The organism is Gammaproteobacteria bacterium, from assembly GCA_041395725.1.
Lineage (GTDB): Bacteria > Pseudomonadota > Gammaproteobacteria > Pseudomonadales > Pseudohongiellaceae > NORP240.
In genome coordinates this window covers 16046-33223 of the sequence record JAWKZW010000001.1, presented here as the reverse complement: position 1 = coordinate 33223, position 17178 = coordinate 16046, and the positions used below count along the sequence as shown (strand labels likewise).

At 57.2% G+C, this 17178-nt stretch carries 13 protein-coding genes; 6 read left to right on the top strand and 7 right to left on the bottom strand.

What is annotated here, in order from left to right; genetic code table 11:
* The first annotated feature begins 30 nt into the window (after nt 1-30).
* The 3 genes from R3F50_00130 to R3F50_00120 all read left to right on the top strand — a co-directional run bounded on the left by R3F50_00130 (nt 31) and on the right by R3F50_00120 (nt 3566).
* Entirely contained in the window at nt 31-1188 is a 1158-nt protein-coding gene (locus R3F50_00130) for a DUF2868 domain-containing protein (protein ID MEZ5488711.1), read from the top strand.
* Nucleotides 1185-2540, top strand: coding sequence for a GTPase/DUF3482 domain-containing protein (locus R3F50_00125; GenBank protein ID MEZ5488710.1), 1356 nt, complete (start codon nt 1185-1187; stop codon nt 2538-2540). Before R3F50_00130 ends, R3F50_00125 begins: the two co-directional genes overlap by 4 nt.
* Nucleotides 2541-2678: 138 nt before the next feature.
* A complete protein-coding gene (locus R3F50_00120; protein ID MEZ5488709.1) occupies nt 2679-3566 on the top strand; it encodes an aldolase/citrate lyase family protein in 888 nt (295 codons plus the stop codon).
* A 12-nt stretch (nt 3567-3578) separates the two neighbouring features.
* On the opposite strand, the gene R3F50_00115 is transcribed toward R3F50_00120, so the two are convergent.
* Nucleotides 3579-4631 carry a hypothetical protein gene (locus R3F50_00115; protein MEZ5488708.1) on the bottom strand — a complete coding sequence of 351 codons (1053 nt, stop codon included), beginning with the start codon at nt 4629-4631 and terminating at the stop codon, nt 3579-3581.
* Between the two features lie 564 nt (nt 4632-5195).
* Between R3F50_00115 and R3F50_00110 the strand changes: the two genes are divergently transcribed.
* Nucleotides 5196-7223: an alkyl sulfatase dimerization domain-containing protein gene (locus R3F50_00110; GenBank protein MEZ5488707.1), complete on the top strand. Its 2028-nt coding sequence runs from the start codon at nt 5196-5198 to the stop codon at nt 7221-7223.
* A gap of 189 nt (nt 7224-7412) precedes the next feature.
* Here R3F50_00110 and R3F50_00105 read toward each other — a convergent pair whose 3' ends face one another.
* From R3F50_00105 to R3F50_00090, 4 genes are all read right to left on the bottom strand, one after another.
* Nucleotides 7413-8390 (bottom strand): TauD/TfdA family dioxygenase, encoded by a 978-nt coding sequence (locus tag R3F50_00105; protein ID MEZ5488706.1) that lies wholly within the window; start codon nt 8388-8390, stop codon nt 7413-7415.
* Nucleotides 8391-8465: 75 nt separating this feature from the next.
* Nucleotides 8466-9443, bottom strand: coding sequence for an aldo/keto reductase (locus R3F50_00100; GenBank protein MEZ5488705.1), 978 nt, complete (start codon nt 9441-9443; stop codon nt 8466-8468).
* Nucleotides 9443-10681 (bottom strand): Gfo/Idh/MocA family oxidoreductase, encoded by a 1239-nt coding sequence (locus R3F50_00095; protein MEZ5488704.1) that lies wholly within the window; start codon nt 10679-10681, stop codon nt 9443-9445. Before R3F50_00095 ends, R3F50_00100 begins: the two co-directional genes overlap by 1 nt.
* A gap of 5 nt (nt 10682-10686) precedes the next feature.
* On the bottom strand, nt 10687-12429 hold the full coding sequence (locus tag R3F50_00090; protein MEZ5488703.1) for a solute:sodium symporter family transporter: 1743 nt from the start codon (nt 12427-12429) through the stop codon (nt 10687-10689).
* Nucleotides 12430-12607: 178 nt separating this feature from the next.
* Between R3F50_00090 and R3F50_00085 the strand changes: the two genes are divergently transcribed.
* Nucleotides 12608-13291, top strand: a complete 684-nt coding sequence (locus R3F50_00085) for a DNA-3-methyladenine glycosylase I (protein ID MEZ5488702.1) — start codon at nt 12608-12610, stop codon at nt 13289-13291.
* Between the two features lie 44 nt (nt 13292-13335).
* Here R3F50_00085 and R3F50_00080 read toward each other — a convergent pair whose 3' ends face one another.
* Nucleotides 13336-13983, bottom strand: coding sequence for a DUF2959 domain-containing protein (locus R3F50_00080; protein ID MEZ5488701.1), 648 nt, complete (start codon nt 13981-13983; stop codon nt 13336-13338).
* Between the two features lie 68 nt (nt 13984-14051).
* On the bottom strand, nt 14052-14255 hold the full coding sequence (locus R3F50_00075; GenBank protein MEZ5488700.1) for a YqaE/Pmp3 family membrane protein: 204 nt from the start codon (nt 14253-14255) through the stop codon (nt 14052-14054).
* Between the two features lie 626 nt (nt 14256-14881).
* Here R3F50_00075 and R3F50_00070 point away from each other — a divergent pair.
* Nucleotides 14882-17092, top strand: a complete 2211-nt coding sequence (locus tag R3F50_00070) for a penicillin acylase family protein (protein ID MEZ5488699.1) — start codon at nt 14882-14884, stop codon at nt 17090-17092.
* The last annotated feature ends 86 nt before the right edge of the window (nt 17093-17178 follow it).

The following is a 17178-nucleotide window of genomic DNA, read 5'->3' as shown; positions in this document are numbered from 1 at the left end:
AACGCTATCCGCAGCCAGTGTAGTAATAAATTGACCAGTAAAACAGTTCTACAACCAGCCATGCGTCAGATCAGCACTCTGCTCAGTGTCGCGGGTCTGCTGGCGGGCTTCGTGGTTGCCATCAGTGTCTTGTCCGGCGATGAGCAGGGAAGGGTGAATCTGCTTTACCTGCTGCTTCTGTTTGTGTTCCTGCCAGCCGGCGGGTTGCTTCTGAGTGTCGTTTACCTGTTCAGGCAGTCCGGCCGCGGCCTGGCGGGCTGGATACTGGAACTTCCCCTGTGGCCCGTCGGCGTGCGGCGGGAGATGCTGGCGCTGCAACCCGGCTACGAGCGCAAGTACTGGCTGTTTTACGAGACCCAGTTGCTGGCCCTGGCCTTTGCCCTCGGTGGTCTGCTGGCCTTTCTGATACTGCTGGCGGGCACGGACATCAGCTTCGTCTGGCGCAGCACGCTGCTCAATGCAACGGATCTGTTGCCCCTGTTGCAGATTCTGGCGCTGCCCTGGCGTTTCTGGACCGACGCCCAGCCTGACCTGGCGTTGTTACAACAATCCCAGGACTTTCGCCTGGCAGAGCCTCAGTTTACCGCAGCCCGGCTCGGCCAGTGGTGGAAGTACGCCATCGCGGCGCAGATCACCTACACCTTACTGCCCAGGGCCCTGCTGGCCCTGGTGGCACATTCCCTGTTTCAGCGTAGGAACGCTGCCGCCCAGAAACGGCCGGGGCACCGGGTTTTACATGTGGATGCCATGAATATCGTGCCCATGCAGGGCAAACTGGCGCCGCTGGCCGGTTCTGTACCGGAGGACTACGTAATGATCGATTGGGCCAATATTCCGCCGACCATCAAGGCAGCGCTGGAGAAAAGATTTGGCCAGCCGGGTAGCTTCCTGCAGGCCGGCCCGCTCACAGAACCCGAAGCCCGGCTGAGTAACAGAGCCCGAGACGTGGCAGTGGTTGTCATGGTCAAAGCCTGGGAACCGCCCATGGGCGAACTGGGCGATTATCTGTTGAAAGTCAAACCGGCCAGCTCCGATGCGCCGGGGTTGCTGCTACCCCTGGATTGGGACGGCGAGGGGCTGCGCCCGGTCAAGGACGTCAATCTGCGCGAATGGCGCCGCTTCTGCGGCACCTTACCGGGTGGCTGGTCGGTCCTGCAGGCGCAAGGGAACGCGGGGGCCGCAGCATGACGCCAGCATTTGCAGTAGTAGGTCATCCCAACAAGGGGAAATCCTCCATCGTCGCGACACTGGCCCAGGATGACAGTGTGGCTATCTCGGCCCAGAGCGGCACCACCCAGGTTACCGAGACATTGCAGGTGGAGGTAGGCAGCAGCCGCTTCCAGCTGATCGATACGCCCGGTTTTCAGCGCCCCACGCGGGTATTGCAGTGGTTGGAGCAGCATGCCGAGAATGCCGACCAGCGGCAGGCGGCCGTGCAGCAATTTGTCAGTGATCCCGAGTGCTGGAAGCAGTTTCCCGACGAGGTGGAGCTGCTCAGACCGATTGTTGACGGCGCGGTGATTCTGTATGTGGTGGACGGCTCCAGGCCCTATGGCGCCGAATACGAGGCGGAAATGGAAATTCTGCGCTGGACCGGTCAGGCCAGTATGGCATTGATCAACCCGATCGAGAATGAGCAGTATATTGCCCCCTGGCAGCAGGCTCTGTCGCAGTATTTTAAAGTGGTCAGGGTATTCAATGCCATGCAGGCGGATTTCGATAAACAGCTTTCTATCCTGGAAGCGTTCTCGTATCTGCGCGAGGACTGGAAAGAACAAATCAAGGCGTTGATCGAAGCCTACCAGGAGCAACGAACCCTGCAACGTCAGCAGAGCGTCCATGTGCTGGCTGCTATGCTGACGGACATGTGTTCCAGCCAGGTGTCGCAGAAAGTGCTCAGCCGTGAGCAGGCGCGGCAGCTGCAGCCCGTATTGGAGAAGCGTTTCTACAGCGCCCTGGTCAAACGGGAGCGGGAGGCTCATGAGCAGCTTAAGGGCCTTTATCACTATCACCATCTGGATGTTAAAAGCAGCGAGCTGCCCACCGAGGACAACCTGTTCGATACCGAAAAGTGGATCCTCTGGGGGCTGAATCGCCGGCAGCTGCTGGTGGCGGCGGCCATGGCGGGGGCAGCCACCGGCGCGATGGTCGATCTGGGGCTGGCCGGACACAGTCTGTTTCTCGGGGCATTGACCGGGGGGCTGCTGGCGGGCGGAGGCGCCTGGTTCGGCGCGGACCGGCTGGCGGATTTCAAAATCCGGGGTTTGCCGGTAGGAGGTTATGAGGCGCGCCAGGGGCCCATGAAAAACCGTAACTTTCCGTACGTGCTGGTAAGCCGTTTTCTGTTTCTCAATGCAGCGCTGCAACAGCGCACCCATGCCCGGCGCGACAGTCTGAGTATCGAAGAAGGGGAGCTCAGCGGGCGCATTGAGGGACTGGCAGCCCCGCAACAGAAAGAGCTGCATCGCCAGATGGAAAAGCTCAGTCAACAACGGGGTGCCGAAAACCTAGAGGCGGCGCTGGCTCCGCTGTTCGATTGAGCGGCACAATGCTCTTTGCCGGGGCTTTACAGCGCCTGGCATTGGGTTATCATCGGGTCGACGTTTGTTACGATTTCTTTCGCGGCCGCTTCTGCTGTCCAGGCTGTCGCCTCTCAACATCAACAAGAGCTTTCTGCCATGACTAAAAAGCCTACGCTCGTTTCACTCTGCGCAACTGTTTTTTTGACTCTGCCCTTACTGCTGGTGTCCTCGTCTGCCCTGTCCCAGGCGGGGGAGGTGCGCCTGTTCAATACCGTTAAACAGAAGCTGGCCAATGGTGAGCAGGTAGTCGGTGGTACCGTCGATACCGCTGACCCGGCAATCTACTGCGCCATGGCCAATGCCGGGTTCGATTTCATGTGGATTGAAATGCAGCACAGCCCGTTGAATTATTCCCAGGTGGCAGACATGATCTGGGCCTGCCGGGACGCACCGGCGATTCCCTTTATCCGAATTCCTGCCGCCACCGAGGGTGATATTCAGAAGGCCACCGATATCGGCGCGCTGGGAATTATCGTGCCCATGGTGGATGCGATTGAAGAGGTGGAAACGGCGGTGACCTACGCCAACTACCCGCCCATCGGTAAGCGCAGCCAGGGCGGTGGTCAGTACCGGGCGCTGTGGGGTAACGATTACCGGCAGGCAGCCAATGACAACATCATGATTGTCGCCATGATAGAGCAGCCCGAAGGCGTTGAAATCATCGAGCAGGTGGTCAACACACCCGGTATCGACGGAATCTTTATCGCCAGCTCAGACCTGGGCAGCTTCACCGGCAGGCGCCAGGGTGACCCCCAATACGAAGCCCTGGTGACCCGCGTCAAAGAGCAGACACTGGCGGCAGGCTTATTCGTGGGAGGCCCGCTGGCCTGGCTGGAAAGCCGCGAGGGTTACAGCTTTTTTCAGGGGCCCAGCGCCGGTGCCCTGATTCGCGCCGGCACGCGGGTTTCTCTGGAATCGGCGGATCCCTGCCGTTATCTGCCGTCCGGCGCCACCCCGGTAGCCGGCGAGGATCCCTGCCCCTGACCGGGCAGCGGATCAGTCGTTGGCCACATCTTCGATGCGGGCAGCCCTGAGCATATTGGTCAGGGCGTAATTGCCCTCGTGACAGGCGTATTCGAACATCTGGCCCTGCAGGCGGGAGAAATTGGTTTTCACGGTAATCCGGTCGGTAAAGGTGTCCGGGTCTTCGATGGTGAATTCGTAGTCCATGGCGTCGTCACCCACCCGGGTAAAACGTTCGGTCAGCACACGGTTCCTGGCGCTGCCGTAGGAGGTGGTACGCTGGAACAGGCTCGCCATTTCGGCGCGCATGTTGCGGGTGACCACCACCAGGGTATCCCCGTCGAAATATCCTCGTGAATTTCCATTCCAGAACCTGATCCGCTCGTCGATGTGAGGTCTGCCGTCCAGCGGAATGATTCTCGGATCGTTGCCCAGCTCGGCATGAATAACGATGTGATCATCAGTCTGTACGATGCGTATATTGTTGTTGTAGGTGTTCGCCTTGATATGGGGTGGGCCGGTCTGTGGAAACATCAGGCAGCGACTGGCGAGCCCGAAATCCTCCGGTCGATCGCAACTGGCGGCACCCCAGGAGATGCGCACCGGGCGGTCGAACTCACGGCCACCATCGTTACAGGGGTTGGAACCGGGGGGGGAGCGTTGAATTGTCACGCCCGGTTGGATCGCCGGGAGGCGACCGTCAGCGGGGTAGATCAGCAGTGAGGTGCGATTGTTGGGGTAGGGCTCCTCATACTCGGACCAGAAGGCGTTATAGGCGCCGGTGTCATTGGTGGGTTCGTCCAGAATGCGATCCGCCAGGCCGCTTTCCCTGGCGAGGCGTCGTTCCTCGCTTATCTGCTGGCGGGTCTGACGGGCTTCGATTTCCTCGCTGTTGAGAAATTCCCGACCGTCGAATTGCGCCGGACGCTCAAAGGGTGTGCTGTCATTGAAATTCCACATACCGTTGAGGTCAGGCGCACCACTGGAGGTCTTCGGCACCTGGTAAACCTGGCCTGCGGCGCCTGCTGACCAGAGCAGTAGCGTGCCGAGGAGCAGGAATGTCAGTTCTAAGCTATTTTTATTCATACGGCTGATCGACATAAATAAGGGAAAAAGTAAGTGAGACAGTGACATTGCTTTTGCTTTGTTCAGGCTTTGCTCCAACAGCCGGCCGTGCCGGTTCCAGGGTATCCCTGAGCAGGTCCCGCAACATCCGGCGGGCTTTTAAAGCGCTTCTGTGCTGTCGAGACCCCGCAACCGGACGATTAGAGCCTCTAAACCTTATGACTATTGTTCCCTGGTGTCTAGTGATTATAATGCCGGTTTATTTCCCTGCATCCCATGGTCAGCACGCTGTGCTGGCGCCCGGTCTGACTTTCACTGCTTGGCGTCGGCGTGAAGCTGCCTGGAAAATCATCAGGCAGGTCATCAGGAACGTCATCAGGAACCTAGCCCATGCTGAATAAACTGTTTGCGAACAAGATGATGGCTTTCACGACGCTGATGTTTCTGACACTGGTACCTGTTTTACTCGGCCTGTGGTGGTACATGGGGCAGTTATAGGGCGGCCGGAGTGTACCGGCTGGCCAGTCTGCTTAAGCTGGTATACGCTTCGATTTTCTATTCAGTTACCGGGAAACGGAGTCCGCTATGCCTCGTCATTCAAGCCTATCGATTGCTGGTCTGATTCACCTCTTACCCAGTGTGATACAGGCTCTGACCCTGACCGTGGCACTCGGCTCTGCAGCCAGCGCCCAGCAGACGCACTTTGATCCCCAGGGTAAGCCACCTTCCCGCTGGACAGCGGCTCGACAGGAGGCTTTGAGGGACAGCCTGCCGTTTGAAGACGAGCGGGATTTCGAGGAATCCCGGCGTGGTTTTATCGCGGCGCCTGACTATCAGCAGATTCACGGCAGGGCTGGCAACATCGTTTGGGATATGGCCCGCTACGATTTCCTGCTGGACGGTACCGACTACGATTCCATTCACCCGTCACTGCAGCGTCAGGCGCTGCTTAATATGAATTACGGCCTGTACGAAGTAGTGCCGGATTTTATTTATCAGGTGAGGGGGTTTGACCTGGCCAACATGACCCTGGTACGGGGCGAGACCGGCTGGATACTGTTCGACGTGCTACTGGCCAGCGAGACTGCTGCTGCGGCACTGGAACTGGCGAACCAGCAGCTGGGGGCAAGGCCGGTCAAAGCCGTGGTGTACTCCCATTCCCACATTGATCACTTCGGCGGGGTCAGGGGCGTGATCAGTGGTGACGATGTGCAGGCCGGCCGGGTGGCAGTTTATGCGCCTGAGGGGTTCATGGAAGAGGCGATTGCAGAGAACGTCTATGCGGGTAATGCCATGTCACGCCGCGCCGGCTTTCAGTACGGCAGGGTCATTCCCTCCAGCCCCTTCGGGCAGGTTGATTCGGCGATAGGGAAGGGGCTGGCCGCCGGCACCGCTGGTCTCATTGCGCCAACGGTGGTTGTCACGGAAGATTTCGAACAGCACATGATCGACGGTGTCAGAATCGTGTTCCAGAATACGCCGGGCACCGAGGCGCCGGCCGAAATGAACGCCTGGTTTCCGGATCACAGGGTTTTCTGGGCTGCCGAAAATATTACTGCCACCGTGCACAATATCTATACGTTGAGAGGCGCTCTGGTCCGGGATGCACTGGCCTGGTCCAAGCAGATCAACGAGGCCTTGTATCGATTCGGCAGACAGGCGCAGGTCATGGTGTCGTCTCACAACTGGCCGCGCTGGGGTAATGACCGTATTCAGGAGGTCATGCGTAATCAACGGGATGCCTATGCCAATCTCAATAACCAGGTCCTGCACCTGGCCAACCAGGGTGTCACCATCAATGAAATCCATAATGAATACCGGGTGCCGCCCAGTCTGCAGCAGGCCTGGAACGTGCGTCAGTACCATGGCTCGGAATTTCATAATTCCCGCGCCGTACTGAATCGCTACCTGGGTTACTGGGACGGTAATCCTGCGACTCTGGCGCCATTATCGCCTGATCAGTCTGCGCCGCTGTATGTGGAGATGATGGGAGGCGCCGCAGCCATCCTGGACCGCGCCAGGGACCTGCATGAAGAAGGGCAGTCCCGGCTGGCCATGGAAATTCTCAACAAGCTGGTCTATGCCGAGCCGGACAATCAGGCCGCCAGGTATTTGCTGGCCGACGTTTTCGAACAACTGGGTTATCAGTATGAAAGCGCCAGCATGCGCAATGTGTTTCTATCGGCCGCCCGAGAGCTGCGTCATGGTGCGCCGGAGGTCCCGGCAGCCCGCGGTACCAGCCCCGATCTGGCCCGCGCCATGACGACAACCCAATGGTGGGATGCCCTCGCCACCCGGGTGGACAGTGAGCGTGCTGACGGCCTGCAGTTTGTGATCAATTTCAGTACGCCGGATACCGGTCAGGATTTCGTCGTGGAGATGAGCGGCGGCACCCTTACCAGCATCGAGGGCTACCTGGCCGACCAGGCGGATGCCACGATTACCATGAACCGAAGCGATCTGGAGACGGTGATTATGGGGCAGGCCACCCTGGCTGAGCAGCTGCAGTCCGGTTTCGGTACCGTAGCCGGCAATCAGGCAGTGTTGTTGCAACTGGCATCGGTGCTGGTAGAGTTTGATCCGGGATTTGAGGTATTGCCAGGCACGCGCTAGCAGGCTGATATGAACTCATCCAACTGGTCGCCGTGGCGATAGAGGCAGGCTTAAGGTGCTGACTGTATCTATGGGGGGCGCGATCGGAAATTTTCCTGTTTGCAGTGCCTGCCTCTTTCGATGCCTCTTTCGATGTCGTCGAGTGCGCCCCGTTTGCCCGGCATGGCAATCCGGATTAACCCGGGGCCTTTATTCTGCCAGGGAGGCGAGAACCCGGCGCTTGCCCAGGAAGGGCCGGCGCCCGTGCATGACCAGAAAATTGTCCACCAGCGCCATGTCTCCCGTTTTCCAGGGTAGCGCAACGGTAAGGCTGTCGCTGGTTTCCGCGAGTGCGGCCAGATGCCCGGTATCAAAGTCGGATCCGTCTCCGTAGCAGATGGATTTATCGGACTGATTGCGCGTATCCTGCCAGCCGCGAAAGGCGGCTATCAACTGGTTGAAGAATACCCGGCGTCCATCAGGTAGCTTTCGCACAGCCGGCAGGGTGGCGGTAGTGACGCGCAGATTGTCTTCCTTTAACCATTCCCAGCTGTAACCCAGTGCCTGCAGCTTTTTCTCCGCACTCCGTGGGCTGTCTACCCTTAAAGTGCTGCGCCAGCTTCGACCCTGCCCGGAGCCGGCGTCGTCCTCGGCCGGCATGACGTTGGTATAACGCACACCGAGTTCCTGGCAGCGTTGAATAAAGGCCGGTATACGCTGCTGCAACTTGTCCAGCAGGATATCGGAGCGGCACAGTGGCGTTTCTCCACCCGCCTCCGGTGCCTGTTCGCAGAAGAAAAACAGCCGCGACGGATAGAACGGAGTCTGGGCCATCTCGTGATGAAGGTGGATGGCAATCCCGGCGGGAGCCTCATTAGCGGTGAAGACCCGCTCGGTCACATTGTGACGCACGGCGTTTGATAGCGAATTTTTATAAGCGAAGTTGTGCAGGCCGAAGGCCTGCACGCAATGGTCAAATGCAATGCCGTCGTGAAGGGGAAAATTGCGCAGCACAATGGCGCCGTGTTGATCCAGTTCCTTTAACAGGGATGTGCTATTCCGGGCGAGCCAGCCGGTGACCGCTTGCAGTTCACAGGTGCAATCCTGCAATTGGTAGACCAGTGGGAACTGTTCGGGCCAGTGCTGCTGACCCTCTACATCGATTCTGGCGACAGTTAATTCATTCATAACTTTCCATCCCCGGACAAACCGGAATAACAGTAGTAATTCTGCCCATGGCTGCCGCCGGGCCTGAATGCTGCCCTAATCGTAAATGGGGTAGAACTTACCGAATGCCTGTTCACAGAATACTCCGGGGTCGTTGAACCGCCTGTTCTGGTTGAGGGCGGAAATTGCCTGCATTTCCTGCTCTGTCAGATGAAAATCGGACAGCGCCAGGTTTTCCCGCAGGCGCGCCGGGTTGGCAGTCTTGGGAATGATCGCGGTACCCCGCTGTACGCCCCAGCGTAACACCACCTGGGCCGGCGTACGGCCGGTCCGGGCCGCAGCAGCCAGCACTGCCGGCTGATCGAGAACTGTCTCGTTGTGAGCAGCCATCCCCAGTTCCACATAGGAGAGGGCGGCCAGCGGCGAGAACGCCGTGACCACCATCTCATAGGACCTTGCCAGGCGAATCAGTTTCTCCTGGGTGAGGTAGGGATGGGATTCAATCTGCAACATGGCGGGCTTGATTCTGGCATAGGCCATCAGGTCGTGGAGGAGCCCGCTGTTGTAATTGCAGATTCCGATGTGTCGCACCAGGCCCTGGTCAACCAGTTCTTCCATAGCATGCCAGGTGTCTGCCAGGGGCACAGGATCAATTTCCATGGTCGGGGTAGCGGCATCCGGATCATGAATCCATTCGGGCGGGTAACGAGACTCAATAGGAACGAATTTCAGCGCGATGGGAAAGTGAATCAGATAGAGATCCAGGTAATCCAGTTGCAGGTCGGCCAGTGATTTCTCACAGGCGGCCCGGACATGTTCGGGGCGGTGGTAGGTATTCCACAGTTTTGAGGTTACCCAGAGATCCTCGCGACGACAATGCCCGGCTGCCAGCGCCTCACTGATCCCGACGCCGGCCTGCGCCTCATTGCCGTAATCGGCTGCACTGTCCAGGTGACGATAGCCAAGCTCGATAGCCTGGTGCACTAACGCAGCGGTCCGGGCCTGCTCGATCTTCCACAGCCCAAGGCCCACTGCGGCCATGTCTGACCTCGGGGTGCCAATCTCTAAATTCATCAGTAGCTCCAGGCCTGTTCGGTTAACAGGTCATCCAGGTTGTTATCTCTGACGACCGAGTCGATGCTCACGGCTTCACCGCTGGTCATCGACTGCTGCGCGGCAGTGGCAATAACGATTGATACCAGGCCCTGCAGCGGGGTCGCGCAGTCCGTCGGCAGGCCGGCCAGCTGGTCTGCCAGGGCCATGTGCTCAAAGAAGGTGGCGCCATGATGCCCACTTTGTTCTATGAGTCGCGGGTAGCTCAGCCGGGTCTGGCGTGAGGCGCCAGTTTCGCCCAATTCCACCTCGATTGAGAACTGCGCCGGTTGCTGTTCGTGAATGCTGAAGCGTTCCCTGGCTACCAGCCTGCCCTTGTCACCGCAGACGACCAGCTCTTCGTTAAAGTCCGGGCTGAACATATTGAGTGTAAAGTTTGCACGGACACCGTTTTCGTAGTCGATGATTACAAAGGCATGGTCATCAATATCGGATTTTCTGCCATCTTTTTCGAAGTCCAGAAAATTCACGGACTGTCCGCCACTGGCGAATACTCTGACAGGTTTGGCCCGTGCCAGGAGCTGAATAAGGTCGAAGTAGTGGCAGCATTTTTCCACCAGCGTGCCACCGCTGTAACAGCTGAATTTGTTCCACTGCTCAACCTTGTCCAGGAAAGGGGGGCGGTACTCACTCATCGCGATAGTCCTGAGCGTGCCAAGTGACGCTCTGCCGAGAGCTTCCTGGAAAGCCTCGACATACTGGGCTTTGTAGCGATACTGCAGCCCGATCTGGACGAAACTGTTATGGCTCTGTGCGAGCCGGACTATGCTGGCGGCATCCGCCAGGGTGGTCGCCATGGGCTTTTCGACGAACAGGGGCTTGCCGCTGGCAATTGCGGTATTGAAGATCTCGTGATGGGTGTAATTGGGGGTGCAGATAAGCAGTGCGTCCACATCCGGATCACTGCAGGCTTCTGTAAGGCTGGGGTATCTGACCAGACGGTCCTGACTATAAGTCCGGAACTGTTTTTCAGCAGCTTCCATACTCGAGGCCATACTGTCGAACAGACCGTGGATTCGACACCTGCCCAGCAGCGAGGCAACCCGCATGTGTTCCTGGCCGATGGTGCCGGTGCCGATGACAGCCAGGTTGTATTCGGGTTCAGGGCGGCGATAAAGGTACCGGTCCTGTTCCTGTATATGACGTTGGCTGGCGGCGGACTCAAAGAACCTGAGACGGGGCATGGCAGGGTGTGACATGGCAGTTATTCCGAGACATCCAGCGAGGGCCGGGCATTGGTGGCGGGACCACGCACCCCGGTGCGCAGGGACCACCCCCAGGCGATCCCATTGATGACTGCCAGCAATCCCAGCAAGGGTCCAAACAGTGGTGTAGTACCCCCGACCAGACCAACGGGCGAAAACAACAGGTACAGCCCTATCACACAGGACATCAGGGTTACCGCACAGGGCCTGGCAAAGCGCCAGGGTTGCAGGTCTACCTTATTGTGAGGCTCGTAGTCCCAGCTTCTGGTCGCCGGTCGGAAGTGGCCGAAACCCAGCATGATCAGAACCTCAACCACGAACAGGATAGCATAGAGGTGCAGGAAATGAATCGGAACCCTATCGCCGAGTACGAACTGAAGCAGTCCGTAAGCCAGCAGATGAAATCCGATTACGACTTTAGGGCCGATGGCCGGTACCCGGGTTGTGAAAAGTCCGACAATGACAATGGCGATGACCGGAATATTGTAGAAGCCGGTGAAGATCCGAATGACCTGCCAGAGACCGTCCGGTGCAAATCGTAACAACGGAGCAACCAGGAAAGAGAACAGCGCAATCACTACGCTGGCCCGTTTGGCAACCCTGACCAGTTGCTGATCGCTGACCGGCTCTTTCTTGAGAGGTGCGTAAACATCCAGGCAGAACAGCGTGGCGGCACTGTTCAACAGCGAATTGAACGAGCTGAAAACGGTTCCCAGCAGCACGGCGAGAAAAAATCCGGTGGCATAGACTGGCAGTACATCCCTGATAAGCTGTGGGTAGGCCTGGTCAATTGAGTCAAGATTATCGCCATAAAGATGAAAGGCGATGACACCGGGCAGCATCATCATTAACGGCACCATGACTTTGAAGAAACCCGAGAACAGCACGCCTTTCTGGCCTTCCGCCAGATTGCGGGCCGCCAGGGTGCGCTGAATGACGTATTGATTGGTACACCAGTAAAACAGGTTGGCGAAGATCATGCCGGTAAACAGGGTACCGAATGGAGTCGGGTCCGAAGCCGCGCCGATGGCATTCAGTTTTTCCGTATTGGTGCTGGTAATGATCTGCAGTCCCTGCCCGACGCTCCCGTCACCGAGCGTCGAAAGGCCGAGTAATGGAACAGTAATCCCAACAATCAGCAGTCCAACCCCGTTGAGAGTGTCCGATACCGCCACGGCCCGCAGCCCGCCAAAAATCGCATACAGGGCCCCGATGCCGCCTACGGTCAGAATGGTCAGAAACAGGCCCTGGCCATAGCTGATGGCGAATAAACCGGGTACATCGAACAGCAACATTACCGCGATCGAGCCGGAGTAGAGCACCGAGGGAATGGTGATCAGCCCGTAGCCGACCATGAACAGGATGACGGTGAGGCGCCGGACATCGTCGTCGAAGCGGCTGCTGAGAAATTCCGGCAGAGTCGTGAACGCCCCGGCGAGGTAACGGGGCAGAAAGATAAATGCCATGCAGATGGTCGCGAAAGCTGCGGTGACCTCCCAGCCCATGCTGCTCATGTTGAACCCGTAAGCCGAACCATTCAGGCCGATAAGCTGCTCGGCATTCAGGTTGGTGAGCAGCATCGACCCCGCTATAAACGTGGCGCCCAGGCCTCGGCCGGCAAGGAAATAGCCGTCCCTGGAGCCCACTTCGCCGCGGGTTTTCAGGTAGGATATCCAGGCCACCAGCGCCATGAAAAAGGCGCAGCTGAGCAAAGTGATCAATAAATGATTGGCGCCCACAATAAGCTGGATCCGGTAGCAGGTTGAATTTGGAAACCGCGACCCGGAAGCCTATCCTTGATAGGGTAAGCCGATCAAGCTTACCATCCAGGGAGCCTCTGATTAATTACCACAATGCTCTGGCCTTGCGTTGTGGTAATTAATCCGAGGCTCCCCAGCTCAGCTGATAGAAGCAGGCGCTATGAAAAAATTTGAGCAGATCAAGCGACGTGCCGAGAAACGTAAGGGCGGTCCGGCAGGTCTCAAAAAGCTGTTACCCGAAGTCGCCAGCAATCGAAAGCTCAAGGCCACGGGTGATGATCGCTATCTGTCCATGATGACCCGGGTGATCAACCAGGCAGGCTTCAGCTGGAAGGTCATCGACCGGAAGTGGCCCGAGTTCGAAGAGGCGTTTCTGGGCTTCGATACGTTTAAGCTCAGCCTGCTGGCACCGGAGCAGTGGGAGGCCTACGCCAGCGATCGCCGGGTGGTGCGCAACTGGCAGAAAATTCAGGCCTTGCAGGAAAACCTGTTTTTCGTGCGGGAAACCGCCCGCGAATACGGTTCGTTCGGCAGGTTTATCGCTGACTGGCCGGCCTCTGACCAGGTGGGGCTGCTGGCCTATCTGAAAAGGCATGGCTCCAGACTGGGGGGCAACAGCGGGCAGTACTTTCTGCGCTTCATGGGCAAAGACAGTTTTATTCTGGGACGTGATGTGGTGGCTGCTCTCCAGGGCGCGGGCGTTGAAATCGCCGAGCAACCGAGCAGCAAGCGGGACCGGCAACGGGTCCAGGAGGCGTTCAACCGCTGGCATGATGAAACGGGGCTGCCATACAGCCACCTGAGCTGTATCGCAGCCTGTTCAGTGGGGGAGAACTACCGGTGAACCCCGCAGCCGGGACTGCGGGATTTCACATAGCCTGACGTCTTCTAGATCAGTTCCAGCTCTTCCAGGAAGCGGTTGGACTCAGCGATGGAGGCCTCCATCTCTTCGATCAGCACCGCAATATCTCCCTCGATAGTGGCCACTTCGTTACGCAGGGAGGCGATGGCCCGGGAGTTGAGGTTATGGCGCAGAAACAGTACCTGGTCCCTGAAGGCATTGAGCACTGGAATCATGGTGCTTTCTGCCGCCTGCATGGTGCTCAGCAACTGGTTGTAGCGTGAGCGGGTCTGGCGCAGGGTGCGTTCGCTGGAGCTGCGCAGGCTCTGGTCAGTGTACAGTTCCAGTTCGTCTTCCCATTCATCAAACAGGTCTTCCGAAACCCGCTCCACCGCCCGAATCCGGTCACTGACTTCTTCAGCCCGGCGCTCGCTCTGCTCGAATTCCGAGTTCAGGCGATCGTAAACTTCCTGCAGTTCGCCACCCTCAAAATTCAGCAGGGTGGTGAATTGCTCCAGTGCCGAGTTGAACTGTTCCTTGGCTTCCTCCTGAGAGTCCCGGGCGTCTTCCACCCGGGTCACGAGGATATCCCGTTTTTCTACCCCGAACCGTTCCATGGTGTTGTAGTAGACGGAGCTGCAGCCGACCAGTAGCGTCAGGCCGAGCGGTAAAACTAGCATTCTGGACAGTTTCATGGGGCATTCGTTCCGATGATTGATGGAGTGACTGATGGCTTGTTCCAGGGTGGAAGAATAGCCCAATCTCAGCCTAAGTTCGATTCCTTGATAGCCTTGACCAGTTCTTTGTTGCGCTTGTCCGCCAGGTGGCTGTGTACCACAAACAGGGCATGCACGGCCCCCGGAATCCAGAAAGCCAGGGTCAGGAAGATGTTAAGGATACCCTGTATGGGCTTGCCGCACAGGAATACGGCGACCGGGGGGAGAATTATTGCCAGTAAATAACGCATGGGTCTTTCCTGTCGTTAGAGCCTGAAGACTCGCGGATGTTGATCACGCACCCTTATCCCGCATTCGACGAATACAACACCGAATTCGGGGAACTCACAGCGTTCAGGGAGCGAGAGAGCCATAGCAGGCTCAGAGCAGGTGCAAGCTTATCAATAGTCTTGGGTTGAACCAATACCCTGCAGGGAAGTTGTCGAGCGCGATCGAGGGAGGTCCAGGGAGGTCGAGGGGGGCGAGGTAGAAGGAAACGTTGGATAGGCTGGGTCAAATCCATGAAGGGGTACTGCCTGGAGTGTGGTTCATGAGCTGGACAGTCGATCGATCCTTGTGGCTCCAAACGGAGTAGAAGGCCGGTTTATCGGGAGTGGATCTGAATTCATCTACTTTGTGGCGATTGACGTGGCCCACTGAAGATCTGCAAGCTGATTCAGTAAGGTCCGAGTGGTTTAGCGCAGTAATGACGCGTCAAGACGTCAAACCACATTTGTGCCTTTGATAATCCGCACTGCTGAGGCTGATGAAAACTCTTTCATGTTCGTCAGGAATTGCTGTATTTTTACCAGAATCCAACGGTGCCTCCCTGATATTCTGGCTGTAATTCAACAGTGACTTAACGGTGAATAAACCCATGCATCATTATCTGCTTCTGACCCTCCTGCTTACTTTTGCCGCCTGTTCACCGCAAAATGGCGGACAACCTGCACCCGCAGCGAACAGCAGCTCCGCTGTCTCCTCGCAGGAGTCCGAGGAAGTGAAGCGCTGGCAGGCGCAGGCCGAGAAGGTCACCATCATTCGCGATGAATGGGGTGTGCCGCATATCTATGGCGAAACCGATGCCGATGCTGTGTTTGGCGTGATGTATGCCCAGGCTGAAGATGATTTTAATCGCGTCGAAGTGAATTACCTGAATGCCATGGGCCTGCTGGCCCAGGCTGAAGGTGAGCGGGAAATATACCGCGATCTGAGAATGCGTCTGTTTATTCAGCCAGAAGAAATGCAGCGACTCTACGCCGAGGCACCAGAGTGGCTGAGCCGGTTGATGGATGCCTACGCTGACGGTCTGAATTACTTTCTCTATACCCATCCCGAGGTCGAGCCTAAGGTTATCAAGCGCTTTGAGCCCTGGATGGCACTGTCTTTCTCCGAGGGCAGTATCGGTGGCGATATAGAACGTGTATCGATCGCCGAACTGGAGCAGTTCTATGGCGGTTCTCAGCTGGTAGCGGCAGCTCCCGATAGAAGTGACCAGGAGCCCCGCGGCTCAAACGGAATAGCTATCGCGCCGGCCAAATCCGCCAGCGGCAACGCACTGCTCTATATCAATCCACACACTACCCATTACTTCCGCGAGGAAGCCCATATGGTCAGCGAGGAGGGTCTCAATGCCTATGGCGCGCTGACCTGGGGGCAGTTCTTTATTTATCAGGGTTTCAGCGAGTACAACGGCTGGATGCATACCTCAACCCGCTCCGATGTGATCGATGAATACTATTACGATGAATTCACCGAGCGAAATGGTCGGCTGTTTTACCAGTTTGGCGAAGAAGAACGAGAAGTTACCATTTCTGTCGAGACTATCGATTACAAAATGGCCGATGGTTCCCTGGGTTCAAGAGACTTTACCGTCTATCACACTCATCATGGGCCTGTAGTGCGCTCGGAGAATGGCAAGTGGATTTCCGTGCAGCTCATGAATACCCCCCTTACTGCTCTTATCCAATCCTACACACGCACCAAAACAACGAGCTATGAAGAGTTTTACGAGATGATGAGGCTCAAGTCCAACTCGTCCAATAACACCGTGTATGCGGACAGGGATGGAAACATCGCTTACTTTCACGGCAACTTTCATCCGCTGCGTAATACCCAATATGACTTTAATCATCCAGTCGATGGCAATAACCCCGACACTGACTGGCTGGGCCTGCACCCGGTTGAGGAGGCGATTAATCTCTTAAATCCCGGTTCCGGCTGGCTCTATAATTCCAACAACTGGCCGTTTTCAGCCGCCGGCCCTGGATACAGCCCGAAAAAAGAAGATTACCCACTTTACATGTCGGTTAATTTCGAGAATCCCCGGGGCGAACATGCACTCAAACTCTACCCGACTATCGCTGATTTCGACATCGATAAGCTGATTGAGGCAGGGTATGACGGTCTTCTGCCTGCTTTCGAACGATTCGTTCCAGTATTGGAAAAAGCTTTCGCGGCCAACCCCGATCCTGATCTCAGGGACGCAGTCGAAATGCTCGTGGCCTGGGATAAACGCACCGCTATGGACTCGGTGGAAACGACGCTGGCCCATCACTGGGGCAATGAGCTGTTCAGCCTGCTGCCGCGCGGCAGCAACCTGGACCCCTATGATCGCTATGCCTACGCAGAAACTGAACTCAGCCCTGAGCAATACCTCGCAACGCTGCGGGCAGCTTTAGAGAGAATGCAGGCTGACTTTGGCAGTTGGCGGGTCGCGTGGGGCGATGTCAATCGATTTCAACGTAACGACGGCAGTATCAGCCAGACTTTTGACGATAACAAACCCAGCTTTCCTGTTGAGCTTGCCTCCGGTAACTGGGGAGCGCTGGCTTCAGTAGGCACGCGCCAGTATCCGGGCACCAAAAACTGGTATGCCACCAGTGGTAACAGCTTTATCGCTGCTGTCGAGTTCGGCGACAGAGTCCGTGCCAGGGCATTAATGGCCGGGGGGCTTAGCAGTGATCCGGACTCGCCGCATTTCTTTGACCAGGGTCAAATGTACGGTGTGGGTGAGTTCCGCGATGTGCACTATTACCGCGAGGATGTTGAAGCGCACGCAGAGCGGACCTATCACCCTGGCGACTAGTCCCGCAAGGCGATTCGCAGCGTGTAATCTCCTGTTGGTAATAGCGCGGAAAGTGGGTCTACTACTGAAGCTTTGTCTGGATTACC